12 protein-coding genes are annotated in these 16342 nt (G+C 72.9%); 7 read left to right on the top strand and 5 right to left on the bottom strand.

Features of this window, described 5'->3' with window-relative positions:
* Positions 1–795 (top strand): DUF1295 domain-containing protein, encoded by a 795-nt coding sequence (locus QSK34_RS06610; RefSeq protein WP_285581035.1) that lies wholly within the window; start codon positions 1–3, stop codon positions 793–795.
* On the opposite strand, the gene QSK34_RS06605 is transcribed toward QSK34_RS06610, so the two are convergent.
* Positions 783–1511, bottom strand: a complete 729-nt coding sequence (locus QSK34_RS06605) for a hypothetical protein (RefSeq protein ID WP_285581033.1) — start codon at positions 1509–1511, stop codon at positions 783–785. The two genes, QSK34_RS06610 and QSK34_RS06605, sit on opposite strands and share 13 nt — an antisense overlap.
* Positions 1512–1526: 15 nt before the next feature.
* Positions 1527–2582 carry a tetratricopeptide repeat protein gene (locus QSK34_RS06600; RefSeq protein ID WP_285581031.1) on the bottom strand — a complete coding sequence of 352 codons (1056 nt, stop codon included), beginning with the start codon at positions 2580–2582 and terminating at the stop codon, positions 1527–1529.
* Between the two features lie 144 nt (positions 2583–2726).
* On the opposite strand from QSK34_RS06600, the gene QSK34_RS06595 reads away from it, so the two are divergent.
* The 3 genes from QSK34_RS06595 (at position 2727) to QSK34_RS06585 (ending at position 6913) form a co-directional block, all read left to right on the top strand.
* Positions 2727–3482, top strand: a complete 756-nt coding sequence (locus QSK34_RS06595) for an ABC transporter ATP-binding protein (protein ID WP_285581028.1) — start codon at positions 2727–2729, stop codon at positions 3480–3482.
* Positions 3467–5305 (top strand): hypothetical protein, encoded by a 1839-nt coding sequence (locus QSK34_RS06590; protein ID WP_285581026.1) that lies wholly within the window; start codon positions 3467–3469, stop codon positions 5303–5305. The genes QSK34_RS06595 and QSK34_RS06590 overlap by 16 nt, the downstream gene beginning before the upstream one ends.
* Before the next feature lie 225 nt (positions 5306–5530).
* The gene (locus QSK34_RS06585) at positions 5531–6913 is read left to right on the top strand and encodes a sensor histidine kinase (protein WP_285581024.1); all 1383 of its coding nucleotides are present in this window, start codon (positions 5531–5533) and stop codon (positions 6911–6913) included.
* Here QSK34_RS06585 and QSK34_RS06580 read toward each other — a convergent pair.
* Together QSK34_RS06580 and QSK34_RS06575 are read right to left on the bottom strand one after the other, a co-directional pair.
* Positions 6889–7215, bottom strand: a complete 327-nt coding sequence (locus QSK34_RS06580) for a winged helix-turn-helix domain-containing protein (protein WP_030453338.1) — start codon at positions 7213–7215, stop codon at positions 6889–6891. The two genes, QSK34_RS06585 and QSK34_RS06580, sit on opposite strands and share 25 nt — an antisense overlap.
* The gene (locus QSK34_RS06575) at positions 7212–7631 is read right to left on the bottom strand and encodes a hypothetical protein (protein ID WP_161478076.1); all 420 of its coding nucleotides are present in this window, start codon (positions 7629–7631) and stop codon (positions 7212–7214) included. The genes QSK34_RS06580 and QSK34_RS06575 overlap by 4 nt, the downstream gene beginning before the upstream one ends.
* 306 nt (positions 7632–7937) lie before the next feature.
* Here QSK34_RS06575 and QSK34_RS06570 point away from each other — a divergent pair, with 306 nt between their 5' ends.
* The 3 genes from QSK34_RS06570 to QSK34_RS06560 are packed head-to-tail and all read left to right on the top strand — an operon-like array spanning position 7938 to position 14819.
* Positions 7938–9872, top strand: coding sequence for a fibronectin type III domain-containing protein (locus QSK34_RS06570; protein WP_285581020.1), 1935 nt, complete (start codon positions 7938–7940; stop codon positions 9870–9872).
* 36 nt (positions 9873–9908) lie between these two features.
* Entirely contained in the window at positions 9909–12020 is a 2112-nt protein-coding gene (gene recD2, locus QSK34_RS06565; RefSeq protein WP_285581018.1) for an SF1B family DNA helicase RecD2, read from the top strand.
* 42 nt (positions 12021–12062) lie between these two features.
* Entirely contained in the window at positions 12063–14819 is a 2757-nt protein-coding gene (locus tag QSK34_RS06560; RefSeq protein ID WP_285581017.1) for a helix-turn-helix transcriptional regulator, read from the top strand.
* On the opposite strand, the gene QSK34_RS06555 is transcribed toward QSK34_RS06560, so the two are convergent.
* The gene (locus QSK34_RS06555) at positions 14816–16291 is read right to left on the bottom strand and encodes a TLP1 C-terminal extension domain-containing protein (protein ID WP_285581015.1); all 1476 of its coding nucleotides are present in this window, start codon (positions 16289–16291) and stop codon (positions 14816–14818) included. The genes QSK34_RS06560 and QSK34_RS06555 overlap by 4 nt on opposite strands.
* Positions 16292–16342 lie beyond the last annotated feature (51 nt).

Below are 16342 nucleotides of genomic sequence, written 5' to 3'. Positions count from 1 at the left end.
GTGATCTGGATCAATCTGGCGGCGACCCTCGTGGCCGTCGCGTTGACGATGGCCGCGACCATGGCCTACGCGCTGCGCACGAACAACCAGTCGATCGTCGACTCGGTCTGGGGCCTCGGCTTCGTGGTCGTGGCGATCGTGTCGTTCGTGCTCTCGCTCGCCTCCGGCGAGGGCAACCTGGCGCGGTCGCTGCTCGCCCTGGTGCTCACCGCGATCTGGGGGGTGCGGCTGGGCGCGTACATCCACCACCGCAACCGCGGCAAGGGCGAGGACCCCCGGTACGCCGCCATGCTGCGCCAGAACACCGGCCCGGTGGTGCCCTTCGTGCTCAGGAGGATCTACCTGCCGCAGGGCGCGGTCATGTGGTTCGTGTCGCTGCCGGTGCAGATCGCCATGTTCCAGCCCCAGCCGCTCAACGTCTTCACCTGGCTGGGCGTGGCGTTCTGGATCGTCGGGTTCGCGTTCGAGGCGATCGGCGACGCGCAGCTGGCCCGGTTCAAGGCCGACCCCGCCAACGAGGGCCGGGTCATGGACCAGGGGTTGTGGGCGTGGACGCGGCATCCCAACTACTTCGGCGACGCCGCCGTGTGGTGGGGCCTGTTCCTCATCGCCCTGGGCACCCCGTGGGCGCTCGTCACGATCGTCTGCCCCTGGCTGATGACCTATCTGCTGATCTCCAAGAGCGGCAAGGCCCTCACCGAGAAGCGCATGGCCAGGAGCAAGGGCCAGGAGTACGTCGACTACGTCAACCGGACCAGCGGCTTCTTCCCGCTGCCGCCGCGTCAGCGCTCGTAGGCCCACATGTGGAACCGGGTCAGCTCCCGGAACCCCATCTTCCGGTAGACGGGCAGGCCGAGGTCGCTGGCCAGCAGCATGGCCGACGCGGCGGGGTCGGAGCAGGCGGCGGCGAAGGTGACGGCCGCGGCGAACCCCCGGCCGCGCGCCTCCGGAGCCACCGACACGTAGTTGACCTCGGTGAGCCCGTCCTGCGTGTACGCCGCCGCGGTCGCCACCGGCAGCCCGTCGAGCCGCCCGAGGAACAACCGCCAGCCGGTGCCGTGGACGTCGCCGCCGAACAGGCGGCCCGGCTGCCAGCCCGCCCGGTCGAGCGGGTAGGCCCGCGCCACCGTCGCCTCGAACTCGGCGGGGTCGCCGGTGACCTCCTCGACGTGGTGGGGCAGTCGCGGCGCTTCGCCGGGCTCCCGGATCATCAGCGGCGGCTGCCCGTCGGGGCGCCAGGGCGCGGCCGGCTCGGGCAGCGGCCAGCCGCCCCAGAAGTAGAACAGGCCGGGACCCTCGTGCAGGTCGGCGAAGTCGAGCGCCTCGTCGGCCAGCTTGCCCAGGTTCTCGGGCTCCCGCAGCAGCGTCGCCCCGTTGGCGAACCCGGCCGCTCCCCCGAAGTCGGCCAGCCACATGTCGTCGCTCCGTGACACCTTGCCGCCCTGGAGGGCGACGTGGGCGTCCGCGGAGGCGGCGAGGAGGCGGGCGTACCGGGTGAGCATGTCGGTCATAAAGGACATTTTGCTTTAAGCGGACCGTTGCTTCGCAATCGCCCGCCGCATGGCCGACACGTCCGTGTTGTAGGGCAGCGCCTCCAGGATGTCGCAGCACCGGTCGGCGGCGTTCAGCCATTCGAGCGCGAACTTGGCCACGAACCGGTCGTAGAAGAGCACCAGCCCCGCCCCCGCCAGCAGGAACGTCTCCCGGTCGTCGGGCCGGGGTCGCTCGACGACCGCACGCAGGTGGCGGGCGGCCTCGGTGAGGTGCTCGGGCTCCCGCTCGACCCGGGACCGGCAGGCCGCCGCGCAGGCCAGGGTGAGGTCGTCGCGGGTGCCCCAGGGAAGCGCCGCGGCGAGGCGGCCGAAGTCGGCGGGGAACTCGACGGTCAGATGGCGGCACATCGCCGCGAGCACCAGGATCATGGCGTGCTCGAACTCGGGGTCGCCGGGCTTGGCCTGCTCCATCAGCTCGACCAGGGCGTCGACCCCCTCGGCCAGGTCCTGCGGCGCCTCCGACTTGGTGGTCAGCAGGTTGCCCAGGGCCAGCAGGGCGGGCGGGCGCATCAGGCTGGGCGGGGCCCCCAGGGCGGCGCGCAGGATCGAGAGCCTGCGGCCCTCGTGCGTGCCGGGGTCGTAGGCCGCGAGGCAGGCGTACAGGGTGCCGAGCATCGCGGCGTGCTCGGGCTCGGCCGGGCGCGCCTGCCCGACCGCCGCGAGCGCGGCCTCGTGCTCGCCGGTGGCCAGCGCCACCGAGCCGAGCAGCAGGAGGGTGTGGGCGTCGTGCGGGTCGTGGCAGACCGCCGTGAGCAGGTGCCGCGCCGCCTCGGTGAGATCCGGAGAGGTCCGCCGCGCCATGACGGCGGCGTCGACGAACGAGATGCCCAGCCCCGGAACGGCCCGCTCCAGGAGGAGTTCCCCGGCACGGGAGTGCGCGGTGGCGGCGGCCTGGACGAGGGCGGGCGTGGGCCCCGCGGCCCGCAGCCGCTCGTCGACGGCCTGGGCGGCCTCGATGGCGACGGCGGGAGTGGGGTTGTGCTTCAACGCGCGGAGGGCACGCTCGACGTCCTCATCCGGTGAAGTCATATGAGCATATTGCCGGGATTTCGAGGTTCGTTACGCGAGTTCGCGACAGAATTCCGGGCTCCGGGCGAAGATGGCGCGAACGGGACATAATTCCACAATTACTACATATTCAAATGGCTGCCCTTGGGCCGATAAGGTGCCGTCGTGACAGCGGCTTTGGAACTCGACGGACTCGGCAAACGCTTCGGCCCGAAAATAGCGGTCGACCATGTGAGCCTTTCTGTCCCACCCGGATCCTTTTACGGCCTGGTCGGCCCCAACGGCGCCGGGAAAACGACCTCGTTGTCCATGGCCGTGGGCCTGCTGCGCCCCGACACCGGCCACGCCCGCGTCTTCGGCGTCGACGTGTGGGCCGATCCCATCGGCGCGCGGGCGCGGGTGGGCGTGCTCCCCGACGGGCTGGCGCTGCCCGAACGGCTGACGGGCCGCGAACTGCTCACCTACCTGGGCCGGCTGCGGGGGCTCGACCGCGCCACGGCGGGCGCACGGGCCGGTGAGCTGCTGGAGATCCTGGAGCTCGACCAGGCCGAACGCACCCTGGTGATCGACTACTCGACGGGCATGCGCAAGAAGATCGGGCTGGCCACCGCGATGCTGCACGGCCCCCGCCTGCTGGTGCTCGACGAGCCGTTCGAGGCGGTCGATCCCGTCTCCGCGCTGACGATCCGGGCCATGCTGCGCGGCTTCGTCGCCGGTGGTGGTTCCGTCGTGTTGTCGAGCCACGTCATGGCCCTGGTCGAGCAGCTCTGCGACCACGTCGCGGTGATCGACGGGGGCCGCGTCGCCGCCGCCGGGCCCCTCGACGAGGTGCGGGCCGGCCGCTCCCTCGAAGACCGGTTCGTCGAACTGGTCGGGGCCGACGTCGCCGGCGTGAAGGGCCCGTCGTGGTTGGCGTCCTGATCGCGATGAAGGTGCGGGTGCTGCGGCACTCGATCGGCGGGTCGCGCGCGGCCGGCATGGTCATGGGCGGCCTGGCCGGCCTTGCCCTGGCGATCGGCACGATCGTGGTGGCCGGGATCGACGGCGACCTGCTGGCGGCCGTCTTCGCGGTCTGGTTGTTCGGCTGGATGCTCGGCCCCGTCTACACCGGCGGCGGCGACGAGAGCGTCCGGCCCGAGCACTTCTCGCTGTTGCCGATCGACCCCCGCAGGCTGGCCCTCGGCCTGCTCGGCACCGCGTTCGTCGGCGTGCCCCCGCTGGTCAGCCTGGTCGCGTTCGGCGCCCTGGTGGTCTACGCGGGGCCGTTCGGCCTGGCCGCCTTCGTGGTCGCGCTGGTGGCGGCGCCGCTCATGGTGGTGCTGGTCGTGGTGTTGTCGCGGCTGATGATCGCGGTGCTCGGCGTGGCCGTCAGGTCGCGGACGGGCGCCGTCCTGGCGGCGCTGGTCAACGCGTCGATGAACGTCGTCCTGAACCAGTCGTGGGTGCTGATCTGGGCGGCGATCCAGTTCGACCTGCTGACGTCGGGCTTTCCGCCGTCCTTCTCCGCCGTGGTGCGCCGGCTGCCGTCGGGCTGGGGCGTGGCGGCCGTGGAGGCGGCCGGGCGGGGCGACTGGCTCGTGGTGGCGGCGGCCCTCCTCGGGATCTGCGCGCTCATCGCGCTGGCGCTGCTCGTGTGGTCACACCTGCTGGTCAGGCGGACCACGACCAAGCCCCTCCACCGGGTGCCCCGGGGCACCGGCCGCGACCTCGCCGCGCGCGGCCCGGTCACCGCGGTGGCGGCCAAGGAGTCGCGGACGTGGTCGCGCGACCTCATGCGCACCCACCTGCTCTGGTTCGCCGTCTTCTTCGGGCTGCTCTACACCCTCGTCCCGCTGATCATCGGCTGGTACGGCATGCTGCCGTGGGCCGGCGTCCTGGTGGTCGTGATGGCCGCCGCGACCTCGGCCAACCTGTTCGGCCTCGACGGCACCTCCCTGTGGCTGAACCTGGTCAACCCGGGCACCGAGCGGGCGGAGGTACGAGGCCGCCAGCTCGCCTGGCTGCTGCGGGTGGCCCCCGTCGCGATCGTCTTCACGGTCGCCGGGACGATCGTGGGCGGCGAGGGCTGGACGTGGCCGTGGACCTTGTCGATCCTGGCGGCGGTGCTGGGCGGCGGGGCCGGGCTGATCGCCCTGGTGTCGGTCGCCATGCTGGTGCCGGTGACCGAGCCGTCGAAGCGCAGCGGCAACCCACTGGAGGCGGGCGGCATCTTCGGCCAGGTCGTGCTGATGTTGCTGCTGGTGACGGTGACGGCGCTCCCGGCGGGCGGCGTCGCCTATCTGGGTGACACGCTCGACCTGCCGGTCGTGTCGTGGCTGGCCGTGGCGGTCGGGGTGGCCACGGGGGCGCTCCTGACGGGGTGGTTCGGGCGGCTGGCCCACCGGCGGCTGGCGTCGCGGGGGCCGGAGCTGCTGAGCCTGATGCGCTCGGGCGGGACCGTCGCGCCCGGTTCCGGCGCGGCGACCGTGGGGCGGGCCCGGGTGAAGCTGCCGCCGGGCAAGCAGGCGCTGGTCACCTTCCTGTGGATCTTCTGCTGGATCCCGCTGTTCCCGCAGGGGCTGGTGCCGCTGTGGACGATCTGGACCGGCGGCGAGTCGCGGCTCTGGTTCCTGGCGCTGCACCTGCACGATCCGTGGCGGATCCCGGTGGCGGTCGCCTTCGTCGCCGTCGGGGCGGTGATGATCTACTACGGCACGGTCATCCCGAACCGGCACGACCGGGCCGCACGCGAGAACGCGGGCTGACGAGACCCCGCGGAGAGTGCGGACTGCCCGCACGACATGTCGTCCGCACTCTCCGCGGTCATTGACTCGCAGCGATGAAGGCGTTGCGTGTTCGTCACATTACGTCCCGTTGCGCCGTCGGGCCGTCCGACACGCCGATACGGCCAACCCGCCGCCATGCACACAGAGTAGTGATTGTTAACTTTCAGTGATGGAAGTGGACGAGGGCGACACGGACCGGCCGGGATGAGGTCTCCCCGGCAGTGGTCGGTGCGGCTGCGGCTGACGATCTGGGCGACGGCCGCGGCCACGCTGGCGTGCGCGGTGACCGTGGGCTTCGTGCTCGACAGCAATCACGAGGCCAGGATGTCCGACCAGCTCCGCGACGTGTACTCCGCCGACCTGCGGGTGTTGCACAAACTGACCGGCAAGTCGGTGGTGCCGCCCGTGCTGCCCGACGAGGGACCGACCGCGATGCAGGTGGTGGACCCGAGCGGAAAGATCGTGTCGGCCAACGCCCGGATGGTCGGCCAGCCGAGGATGGCGTACTTCGTGCCGCCGCGTCGCCCTGGAGCGATGGACGGGGTGGTCTGCGACGTGCCGAGTTTTCCCGATCGGTGCCTGACCGTCGCGGCGATGTGGATCACGGCCCCGAGCGGCCCCCTGATCGTCTACGGGGGCGAACCGGCCCACCCGTGGTACGGCGACGGGGCGTTCGCGGCCATCCTCGTCGCCGGGGCGCTGATCTGGCTGATCCTGGTGGCGGTGGGCACCGACTTCCTCGTCGGCCGCGCGCTGCGCCCCGTGGTGGCCATCACCTCGGAACTCGCCGAGATCACCGAGAAACGCCCGGGTCGCCGGGTGCCCGTCCCGGCCCACCACGACGAGATCCGCTACCTGGCCACGACCGTGAACCGCACCCTGCGACTCCTGGAAGGAGCCATCAAGCGGGAGCGGCGTTTCACCTCCGACGTCTCCCACGACCTGCGCACCCCCATCACGGGAGCCCGGCTGCGGCTGGAGGAGGCGTTGACCGATCCCGACGTCGACTGGCCGCGGACCGCCCACGACGTGCTCGACGACATGGAACGCCAGCAGGCGCTCGCGGAGGACATCCTCACCATGGCCCGCATGGACGACGATCGGCTGCCCCCGCAGGCACCGGCCGACCTCGGTCAGCTGGCCCGGCGCGAGATCGAGCGCCGCCCGCACGGCCGGGTGCCGATCGAGACGGACCTGGAGCCGGACGTGATCGTCTTCTGCGACCGGCTGCTGATCTCCCGGCTGCTGGCGAATCTGCTGGACAACGCCCAGCGGCACGCCGCCACCCGCATCACCGTCGCGGTCAGGGCCGAGGACGGCACCGGGGTGCTGGTGGTCGCGGACGACGGCGCCGGTATCGCCCCCGAATTTCGTGAGCTCGTCTTCGAGCGGTTCGCGCGGCTGCCCGAATCACGTGAGCTGGATCCCAAGGGCACCGGCCTCGGCCTGGCCATCTGCCGGGAGATCGCCCAGGCCCACCAGGGCTCGCTCACCGTCGCGGACTCGGCCCGGGGCGCCTGCATGGTCCTGCGCCTGCCGCTCCACAGCGAGCCGCCGTCGGCTCAGGAGGGTTTTCCGATGATCTGATGGAGCACGTCCATGTATCTGCCGAACGCCGCGCGCCCCTGGTCGGTCAGCGACAACCACGTTCGGGGGCGTTTGCCCTCGAAGGCCTTGGTCGCGTTCACGTAGCCCGCCTCTTCGAGCGCCAGCAGGTGCTTGGACAGCAGGGAGTCGCTGACCTCGATGGTCTCCTTGAGGAACCGGAAGTCGGCCTGTTCGGCCGCCGCCAGGGCCGCCATGATCGACAGGCGCACGGGGGCGTGGATCAGGTCGTCGAGGTCGTGGCGCGGGTGGGTGTGCTCCTGCGGCGGCCTGGCCGCGTTCACCGGCTGCTCCGCAGCCGCCAGCCGGCGTAGATCATCGGCAGGCCCGAGATCAGGCACAACACCGCCACCAGCCAGTTCGCGCTCTCCACACCCGCGATCTTGAGACCGGTCGCGACCAGCATCGGCGCGAGGAACGTCACCCCGCCCAGCACCGCGAGGCGGGAGACCCAGGGCGTGCTGACCCGCCCGCGCAGACCGGGGCGCCGCGGGAGGACCAGCATCCAGATCACCAGGGCGATCCACCCGGCGCCCGCGACATAACCGGCCCAGTCGGGGCCGAGCAGCATGGCGCCCCAGTAGGGCCCGGTGGCCAGGCCCATCGTCAGCAGAATCGCGCCGTGGGCCCGGCGCGTCTTGCGCACCTCTTCCTCGACCCGGCGCACCTCGTCGAGGGCCGCACCAGCGGACAGTTCCACAACTCCTCCTCCGTTCCGGTACTCAAACGCTAGCAAGTACTCAACTCTCATTCAAGTGAGTACCTAGAGATCCGATCTTTTCGAGTAAGTCGAAGGGTTCTTTACAGATTCCGACAACCTGGATCGGTCCACCATGTCACGCTGACCTGCGCACTTCTACCGGTTGTTAATTCGGAAGTTTCCAAAGGGCTGCCGAATGTTGCGTTCGTGTGTCGACGGCTGTCAAGATGACGCCGAGCCGTCCGATGTTACGCGGCGATAACACCGCGACGTGCCCTCCCCTCCGCCAGACCGAAGGAGTCCCACGTGGCCGTCTCCCGCCGGGGGTTCATGACCTCCGCCATGACCGGCTCCGCCCTCGCCGCGGTGTCCTCGACCGGTGTGCTGTCCGCGCTCTCCAGCCCGGCACACGCGGCGAGCCCGCCCGGCGACGTGGTGGGCAAGATCACCGTCGGCTACCAGGGCTGGTTCGCCTGCCGTGGCGACGGGTCGCCCATCGACCGCTGGTGGCACTGGAGCGGTGCCGACAACACCGTGCCGCCGTCGCCGTCGAACAACACGATCGTGTCGTGGCCGGACATCCGCGACTACACGCGCACCTACCCGACGCTCTACCAGAACCTGAACAACGGCCAGACGGCCAACCTGTTCTCCTCCTGGGACCAGCAGACGATCGACACCCACTTCAAGTGGATGCGCGACTACAACTGCGACACCGCCGCCTTACAGCGGTTCAACCCGTTCGGGGCCGAAGGCCCGATCCGCGACGGCATCACCGCCAAGGTCCGGCAGGCCGCCGAGGCCTACGGCCGCAAGTTCTACATCATGTACGACGTCACCAACTGGACCAACTTCCAGTCGGAGATCAAGACCGACTGGACGACCAAGATGTCGGCCTACACGCAGAGCCCGATGTACGCCAAGCAGAACGGCAAGCCCGTCGTCTGCATCTGGGGCTTCGGCTTCAACGACCCCGGCCGCCCCTTCCCCCCGGCCCCCTGCCTCGAAGTGATCAACTGGTTCAAGGCCCAGGGCTGCTACGTCATCGGCGGCGTGCCCACCTACTGGCGCCAGGGCATCAACGACTCCCGCACCGGCTTCGGCGAGGTCTACCGCGCCTTCAACATGATCTCGCCGTGGATGGTCGGCCGCACCCACACCATCTCGGGCCTCGACGGCTTCTACGCCAACAACGTCGTGCCCGACGTGGCCGACTGCAACGCCAACGGCATCGACTACCAGCCCTGCGTCATGCCCGGCGACCTCCAGTCCCGCGCCCGCGCCCACGGCGACTTCATGTGGCGCATGTTCTACAACACCATCCGCGCCGGGTCGCACGGCATCTACATCTCGATGTTCGACGAGTACAACGAGGGCAACCAGATCGCCAAGACCACCGAGACGCAGGCCACCGTGCCCGCCGGGTCGGGCATCCTGGCGCTCGACGAGGACGGCACCTTCTGTTCGGCCGACTACTACCTGCGCCTCACCGGCGACGGCGGCCGCATGCTGAAGGGCCAGATCGCGCTGACGGCCACCCGGCCGACCCCGCCGGTGGTGTCGGGCGGCGGCGACACCCAGGCCCCGTCGGTACCCGCGAACCTGGTGGTGACCAACCGCACGGCGACCTCCGTCACGCTGTCGTGGGCGGCCTCGACCGACAACGTCGGCGTCGCGTCCTACCAGGTCAACCGGGGCGGCACGGCGGCCGGCACGACCGCCGCGACCACGTTCACGGTGACCGGGCTGACCCCGAACACCGCCTACACCTTCACCGTCGCCGCCCGCGACGCGGCCGGGAACACCTCCGCGCCGTCGGGCGGGGTGTCGGCCACGACGCTGCCGCAGACCACCGCCTACGTCGCGCTGCGCGCCCGCGCGAACAGCAGGTTCGTGACGGCCGGCGCCGGTCAGAACCTCATCGCGAACGCCACCACGGCCGGCACCGCCCAGCAGTTCGAGCGCGTCAACCTGGCCGGCGGCCAGATCGCGCTGCGGGCCCGCTCCAACGGTCAGTACGTCTGCGCCGAGAACGCGGGGGCCGCGCCGCTGATCGCCAACCGGGCGGCCGTCGGCCCCTGGGAGACCTTCACGCTGGTGCAGAACCCGAACGGCTCGGTCAGCCTCCGGGCCCAGGCCAACAACCAGTACGTCTGCGCCGAGAACGGCGGCGCCGCCGCGCTGATCGCCAACCGGGCCGCCATCGGCGGCTGGGAGCAGTTCGACATCGTGGCCGTGTGACCGGAACTGTCGCCCGGGGCTCCTAGAGTGGCGCCCGTGGAGGCGACGGTCGAGCGGCTGGTGTTCGTCCGCGACGACGAATACACGGTCGCGCGGATGAGCGACGGCGGCGGCGGTTTCGTCGCCGCCGGTCGCGTGCTGGCGGGCGTGCAGCCCGGCGAGACCCTCAGGCTCACCGGGGCGTGGTCCGACCACCCGCGCCACGGCCGCCGGTTCGCGGTGGAGGCGTGCGAGCGGGTGACCCCGGCGACGATCCCGGCCATCCAGGCCTACCTGGGGTCGGGGCTGATCCGGGGCATCGGCCCCCGGCTTGCGGCGGCGATCGTCGGGCACTTCGGCGCCGACACCCTGACCGTGATCGACGCCGAGCCCGACCGGCTGACCGAGGTGCTCAACATCGGCCCGCAGCGGCGGGCCCAGATCGTCGAGGCCTGGCTCGACCAGAAGGCGGTCGCCGCCCTCATGGTGACCCTGCAGGGGTTCGGGGTCTCCCCCTTACTGGCCGCCAAGATCTACCAGGCGTTCGGTTCCGAGAGCGAAGAGGTCGTCTCCACCGACCCCTACCGGCTGATCGGGCGGGTGCGCGGGGTCGGGTTCCACATCGCCGACCGCATCGCCCTGCGATCCGGCGTACCGGAACGCAGCCCGCAGCGGATCAAGGCGGCGATCCTCGACCGCCTCGAATCGGCCGCCGCGCGGGGCGGCCACTGTCACCTGCCGATGCCCGCGCTGCTGGCCCAGACCGCCGAGCTGGTGGAGCAGGATCCCGAGCTGGTCCGCACGATGGTCGACGCGCTGACCGCCGAACGCCGCGTGGTGGTCGAGGCCGGGGAACAGCCCGGCCGGGTCGTCGTGTACGACAAGGAGCTGCACAGCCGCGAGGTCGCGCTGGCCGGGCACCTCCAGCGCCTGATGTCGGCCCGGTCGGGCATGCCGATGCGCCACTACGACGAGGACGCCTCCCTCCACGACGACCAGCGGGCGGCGGTGACCCTGGCGCTGACCTGCCAGGTGACCGTGCTGACCGGCGGCCCGGGGTGCGGCAAGAGCCACACCGTGCGGTCGCTCGCGCGGGCGGTCCGGGCGATGGGCGGCACGGTGACGCTGGCCGCGCCCACCGGGAAGGCGGCCAAGCGGCTGTCGGAGCTGACCGGGCTGCCCGCGATGACCGTCCACCGCATGCTGATGGCCCCCGACGACGACGGCACCACCCTGTTCGCCGAGGCCCCGGCGAAGGCCGACCTGATCGTGGTCGACGAGGCCTCCATGCTCGACCTCCACCTGGCGGTCCGGCTGACCGCCGCGATCCCCGACGGCAGCCACCTGCTGCTGGTGGGCGACACCGACCAGCTGCCCAGCATCGGCCCCGGCAACGTGCTGGCCGACGTGCTGAAGGTGCCCGGCATCCCCCGGGTGCGGCTCACCCACGTGTTCCGGCAGGCCGAGGGCAGCGGGATCGTGCGGGCCGCCCATCTCATCCGCTCGGGGAACCTGCCCGACCTGCCGGGGCGCGGCGGGTTCTGGTTCGAGGAGGCGGGCGATCCCGAGCTGGTCGCCGAACGGGTGGTGGAGCTGGCGACCGAGGGCATCCCGCGCAAACAGGGGGTGCCGCCCGACCAGGTGCAGGTGCTGTGCCCGATGCGGCGCGGCGTCACCGGCACGGTCGAGATCGGGCGGCTGCTGCAGGAGCGGCGCAACCCGGCGCGCGAGGGGGTGGCGGAGTTCTGGTCGGGGCCCGAGGTGTTCCGGGTGGGCGACCGGGTCATGCCGGTGCGCAACAACTACGACAAGGGCGTCTTCAACGGCGAGACCGCCACGATCACCGCCATGGACCTGCCCGGCCGCACCGCCGCCCTGCGGGTCGACGACGGGCGCGAGGTCGAATACGGCTTCGACGAGCTCGACGACCTCACCCACGCCTACGCGATCAGCGTGCACCGGGCGCAGGGCAGCGAATACCCGTTCGTGGTCGCGCCGCTGGTCGCCGAGTCGGGCGGTGTCATGTTGCGGCGGCGGCTGCTCTACACGCTCGTGACCAGGGCGAAGGCGTGGGTCGTGCTGGTGGGCCACCGCGAGGCCCTCGAACAGGCCGTCCACCGGCTCGGCACGGCCCGCAACACGGGCCTGGCCCGGCGGCTGAACGTGTAATCCGCCATAGACGGCGGCCTCTTATTCGGAGACCATGCCCGCGTGATCGACACACCTCTCGTCGAACGTGAGCGGCAGCTGGCCGCGTTCGACGCCCATCTGCGCGCGCTGGCCGGCGGGGCCGGGCGGTTCGTCGTGGTCGACGGCGGGCCCGGCGCGGGCAAGAGCCGGCTGCTCGCGGCGGTCCGCGCTGCCGCCGACGGGCACCGGGTGCTGTCGGCGCGGGCGTCCCGGCTGGAGCGCACCTACGCGTTCGGCGTGGTGCGGCAGTTGCTCGAACCCGTCGTCGCGCGGGCCGCCGACCGGGAGCGGCTGCTGACCGGGCCCGCCGCCGCGGCGGCGTCGGTGCTCGGGGCGCCCGGGGAGCCGCCGGGCGACTACGCCGTGCTCAACGGATTGTTCTGGCTGGTCGCGAACGTGTGCGAGAGCGGCCCCGTGGTCCTGCTCCTCGACGACCTGCACTGGGCCGACGAGGCGTCGCTGCGGTTCCTGGCCTACCTGCTGCCGCGGGTCGACGGGCTGCCGCTGCTGGTGGCCGCCGGGTCGCGGCCCGAGTCCGACGGGGGGCTGCTCGACGTCGTCCTCACCGAGGCCGAGCGGCTGCCGCTGCCGCCGCTGACCCCGGGAGGGGTGGCGGCGGTGCTCGACGGCATCACCGGCCGGCGGCCCGACGAGGCGTTCGCGCGGGCCTGCGCCGAGGCGACCGGCGGGGTTCCGCTGCTGGTCAGCGAGGCGTCGCGGGCGCTGGTCGCCTCGGGCACCCCGCCCACGGCGGCCAACGCCGAACGGCTGCGGGAGCTGGGCGCGCGGGCGCTGACCCGGCGGGTCGGCCTGGAGCTGGCGGGGCTGCCCGAGGGGCACGTGCGGGTGGCCGAGGCGGTGGCGGTGCTGGGACCGCACGCGACGACCGCGAACCTGGCCACGCTGACCGGCGCGCCCGTGCTGGAGGTCAAGGGGGCGATCGCGGCGCTGGAACGTGCCGACCTGGTCTGCGCCGGGGAGCGGGCCTACGACTTCGTCCATCCGCTGGTGGGCGCGGCCGTCCACGAGCGCATGGACCACGGCCGGGCGGCCGAGGCGCACGCCCGCGCGGCCGAGTGCCTGCGCGCGGCCGGGGCCGGGGCCGAGAAGGTGGCCGCCCACCTGCTGCGGGTCACCCCGGTCGACGCCGCGACGATGACCGGGCCGCTCCGGGAGGCGGGGGCCGACGCCCTGTCGCGGGGCGCGCCGCAGGCGGCGCACGCCTATCTCCGGCACGCCCTGACCGGCCTGCCGCCCGGCCCGGAACGTGTCGAGCTGGAGATCGAGGCGGGCATGGCGGCGCTGCGCTTCGACCACGACCTCGCGGTCGGCCACCTGTCGGGCGCGCTGGCCATGGAACCCGAACTCGGCACCCGCGTCAGGCTGACGGTGCTGACCGGCCTCGCGCTCGTGTACGCCGGCCGCGGCGCCCAGGCCGCCGACCTGGTCACCGGGCTGCTCGACCGGCTGCCCGACGGCCTCGACGACCTGCGCCGCCGCCTGGAGACCATCGTCGTCGCCGGGCCCTCGACCGGCTCCGCGCCGCCGCTCGACCCCGCCCGGATCGAGCGCCTGCACGCCCTCCCCCGCACCGGCACCGTCGCCGCCGCCAGCCTCGACGGCACGCTGGCCGTCCACGACCTGCACACCGGCGACCCGCGCGGCCTCGATCTGGCCCGCCGGGCCGTCGCCGCGCTGGCGGCCCGGCCGGTCGACCCGGCCGACCCGAACGACTCCCCGGAGATCCGGGGCCGGTCGCTCGCGCCCTCCTACAGCGTGTTGCCGTTCGGCGACCTCGACGAGGGCCTGGCCGGGGCGACGGCGGCCGTCGAGGCGTCGCTGGCGCAGGGGTCGCTGGCGCTGCTCGGCCTGCACACCCACATCCGGGGCGGCTGCTGGCTGCTGCGGGGCGACCTGGCGGAGGCGGAGGCCGACCTGCGGGAGAGCGTGCGGACCGCCCGGCTCACCCACAGCGAGGTGACCGTCAGCCAGAGCGTCGGCTGGCTGGCCGAGGCGGTGCTGGAGCAGCGCGGGCCCGGCGAGGCCGCGGCCGTGCTCGGCCACTTCCACGAGATCGCGACCGCCCCGCGCTCGGGTCCGCCCCACCACCTGGACTTCGCCTGGGCCCGGGTCCGCCGGGCGCGCGGCGAGTTCGAGGAGGCCCGCGCCGCCGCGATCCGGGCCGGGGCCGGCTACGCGGCCTTCGGCGGCCGCAACCCCGCCGTGGTGCCGTGGCGGTCGGAGGCCGCGCTCGCGTTGTGCGGGCAGGGCCGCCGTGACCTGGCCGCCGACTACGCGCGGGAGGAACTGGCGCTGGCCCGCGCCTGGGGCTCGGCGCCGGCGCTCGGCCGGGCGCTGCGGGTGGCCGGGACGGTGACCGGGTCGCGGGCGCTGCTGGAGGAGTCGTCCGAGGTGCTGGCGCTGTCGTCGGCGCGGCTGGAGCACGCCAAAACGCTGGTCGCGCTCGGCGACTCGGCGGCGATGGTCGCCCGGGGACGCGAACTCGCGTTCCGCTGCGGCGCGGCCCCGCTGGTCGAGGAGGCGACGGTGCGGCTGCACGCCCTGGGGGCGCGGCCCCGCCCGCTCACCCAGACGGGCGCGGGCAGCCTGACCCCGAGCGAACGCCGGGTCGCCGAGCTCGCCGGGAAGGGCGGCACCAACCGCGAGATCGCCCAGACGCTGTTCGTGACCCCGAAGGCGGTCGAGGTGCACCTGTCGAACGTGTACCGCAAGCTCGGCGTGACGACCCGGAACGAACTGACGGCCGCGCTCGGTTAGCGCACCGTGTTCCCCGTGGCGGTCGAGGTCGCGTGCACCCGGGCGCCGACCGGTTCGCCGGTCGTCAGCAGGGCCGGGTCGGCCGTGGCGGCGAAGCGGCGGCCGTCGTCCAGGCGGGCGAGCACGATGCCGGTCCGGCGGCCGTCCCTGCTGTAGCGGACCGTGTACGTCTCGATCGTGGCCGGGCCGTCGGCCTCGGTGGCGACGGCGACCTTCGGCCAGGCGTCGACCTGCCCCTGGAGGTCCGACTGCTCGGTCCAGGGGGCGGGGGTGGTGGCGTACAGGCCGACCGAGTACTTGCTCAGGAGGCCGCCGTTGGCGCCGACCAGGGCCAGGTCGCCGGGGTGGGCGCGGCAGAAGGCCACGGCCTCGGCGATGGCGTGCAGGGAGTAGGCGTTGCCGGGGCCGCCGAAGAACGGCAGGCCGCCGGTCAGGGTGAGGGGGCAGGTCAGCGGGACGGCGTCGGTGATGTTGGTGACGGCGACCGGGAAGCAGCTGTAGAGGTCGGCGGCGGCGACGTCAGAGGGGGTCGCGCCGGCCTGGGCGAGGGCGTCGGTCACGGCCAGGGCCGAGGCGGGGCCGCGGCTGAGGTCGGGGCGGGCGAGGATGTCCTGGTCGCGCACGTCGGCGTGGCCGTGGACGTACACCCACCGGCCCGCCGGGACGCCCAGCTCGCGCGCCTTGGCCACCGACATGAGCAGCACGGCGGCGCCCTGGTTCACCTTCTCCCTGGCGACCACGTATCGCGGGTAGGGGTCGGCGATCACCCGGTTCCGCTCCGACACCGTGACGAGTTCTTCCGCGGTGCGTTCGGTGGGGGCGGCGGCGTGCGGGTTGGCGGCGGCGACCCGGGTGAAGGGGGCGAACAGGGCGCCCATGCCGAGGGCGTACTCGTCGCGGGTCTGGCCCAGGCGGGCGCGGCGGGCGTTCTCGAAGAGGGCGTACTGGGCCGCCGCGCTGGTCAGGCCGTGGCGGGCGAGTTCGGCGTCGACCAGGCCGTCGAGGCCGTACCCCCGGTCGTCGAGGCCGCCGGGCGCGTGCTCGGTGAAGTCGGGCCGGTCGGGGGAGCGCATCAGGTGGGCGATCGTGGAGATGGCCTCCGCGCCGACGACCAGGGCGGCCCGCGACTCCCCCGCCGCGATCGAGGCGGCCAGTTCGGTCACCAGGTGCTGCGGCGACTGGCCGCCGGTCACGTCGAGGATCGCGCGGGCCGGGTCGGCGCCGACGCGGCGGGCGACCGAGCGGGGGAGGTTGTCCGAGCGGCCCAGCGGGGCCACCGCCTGAGGGGTGGAGATCTCGAACTGCCGTACCGCGGCGATCGTGTCGACCGCGCGGGGGTCGACGCCGGCGAGGGCCAGGGCGGCCGCGGCGGCGGCCAGCTCGACGGGCGAGCGGCCCCGGTAGCCGGGGTCGCCGAGGCGTTCGGAGACCTGCCCGGCCCCGACGAGGACGGGCGTGTGGTGATCGTTCATATCATCATCAACGTATCAACCTGGACATCACGCCCTGACGTCACTGGTGAC

It is taken from the genome of Herbidospora sp. NBRC 101105 (genome assembly GCF_030269205.1).
GTDB classification, from domain to species: Bacteria; Actinomycetota; Actinomycetes; order Streptosporangiales; family Streptosporangiaceae; genus Herbidospora; species Herbidospora solisilvae.
The sequence above is the reverse complement of the archived record's forward strand: the minus strand, read 5'-3'. Positions and strand labels throughout refer to the sequence as shown.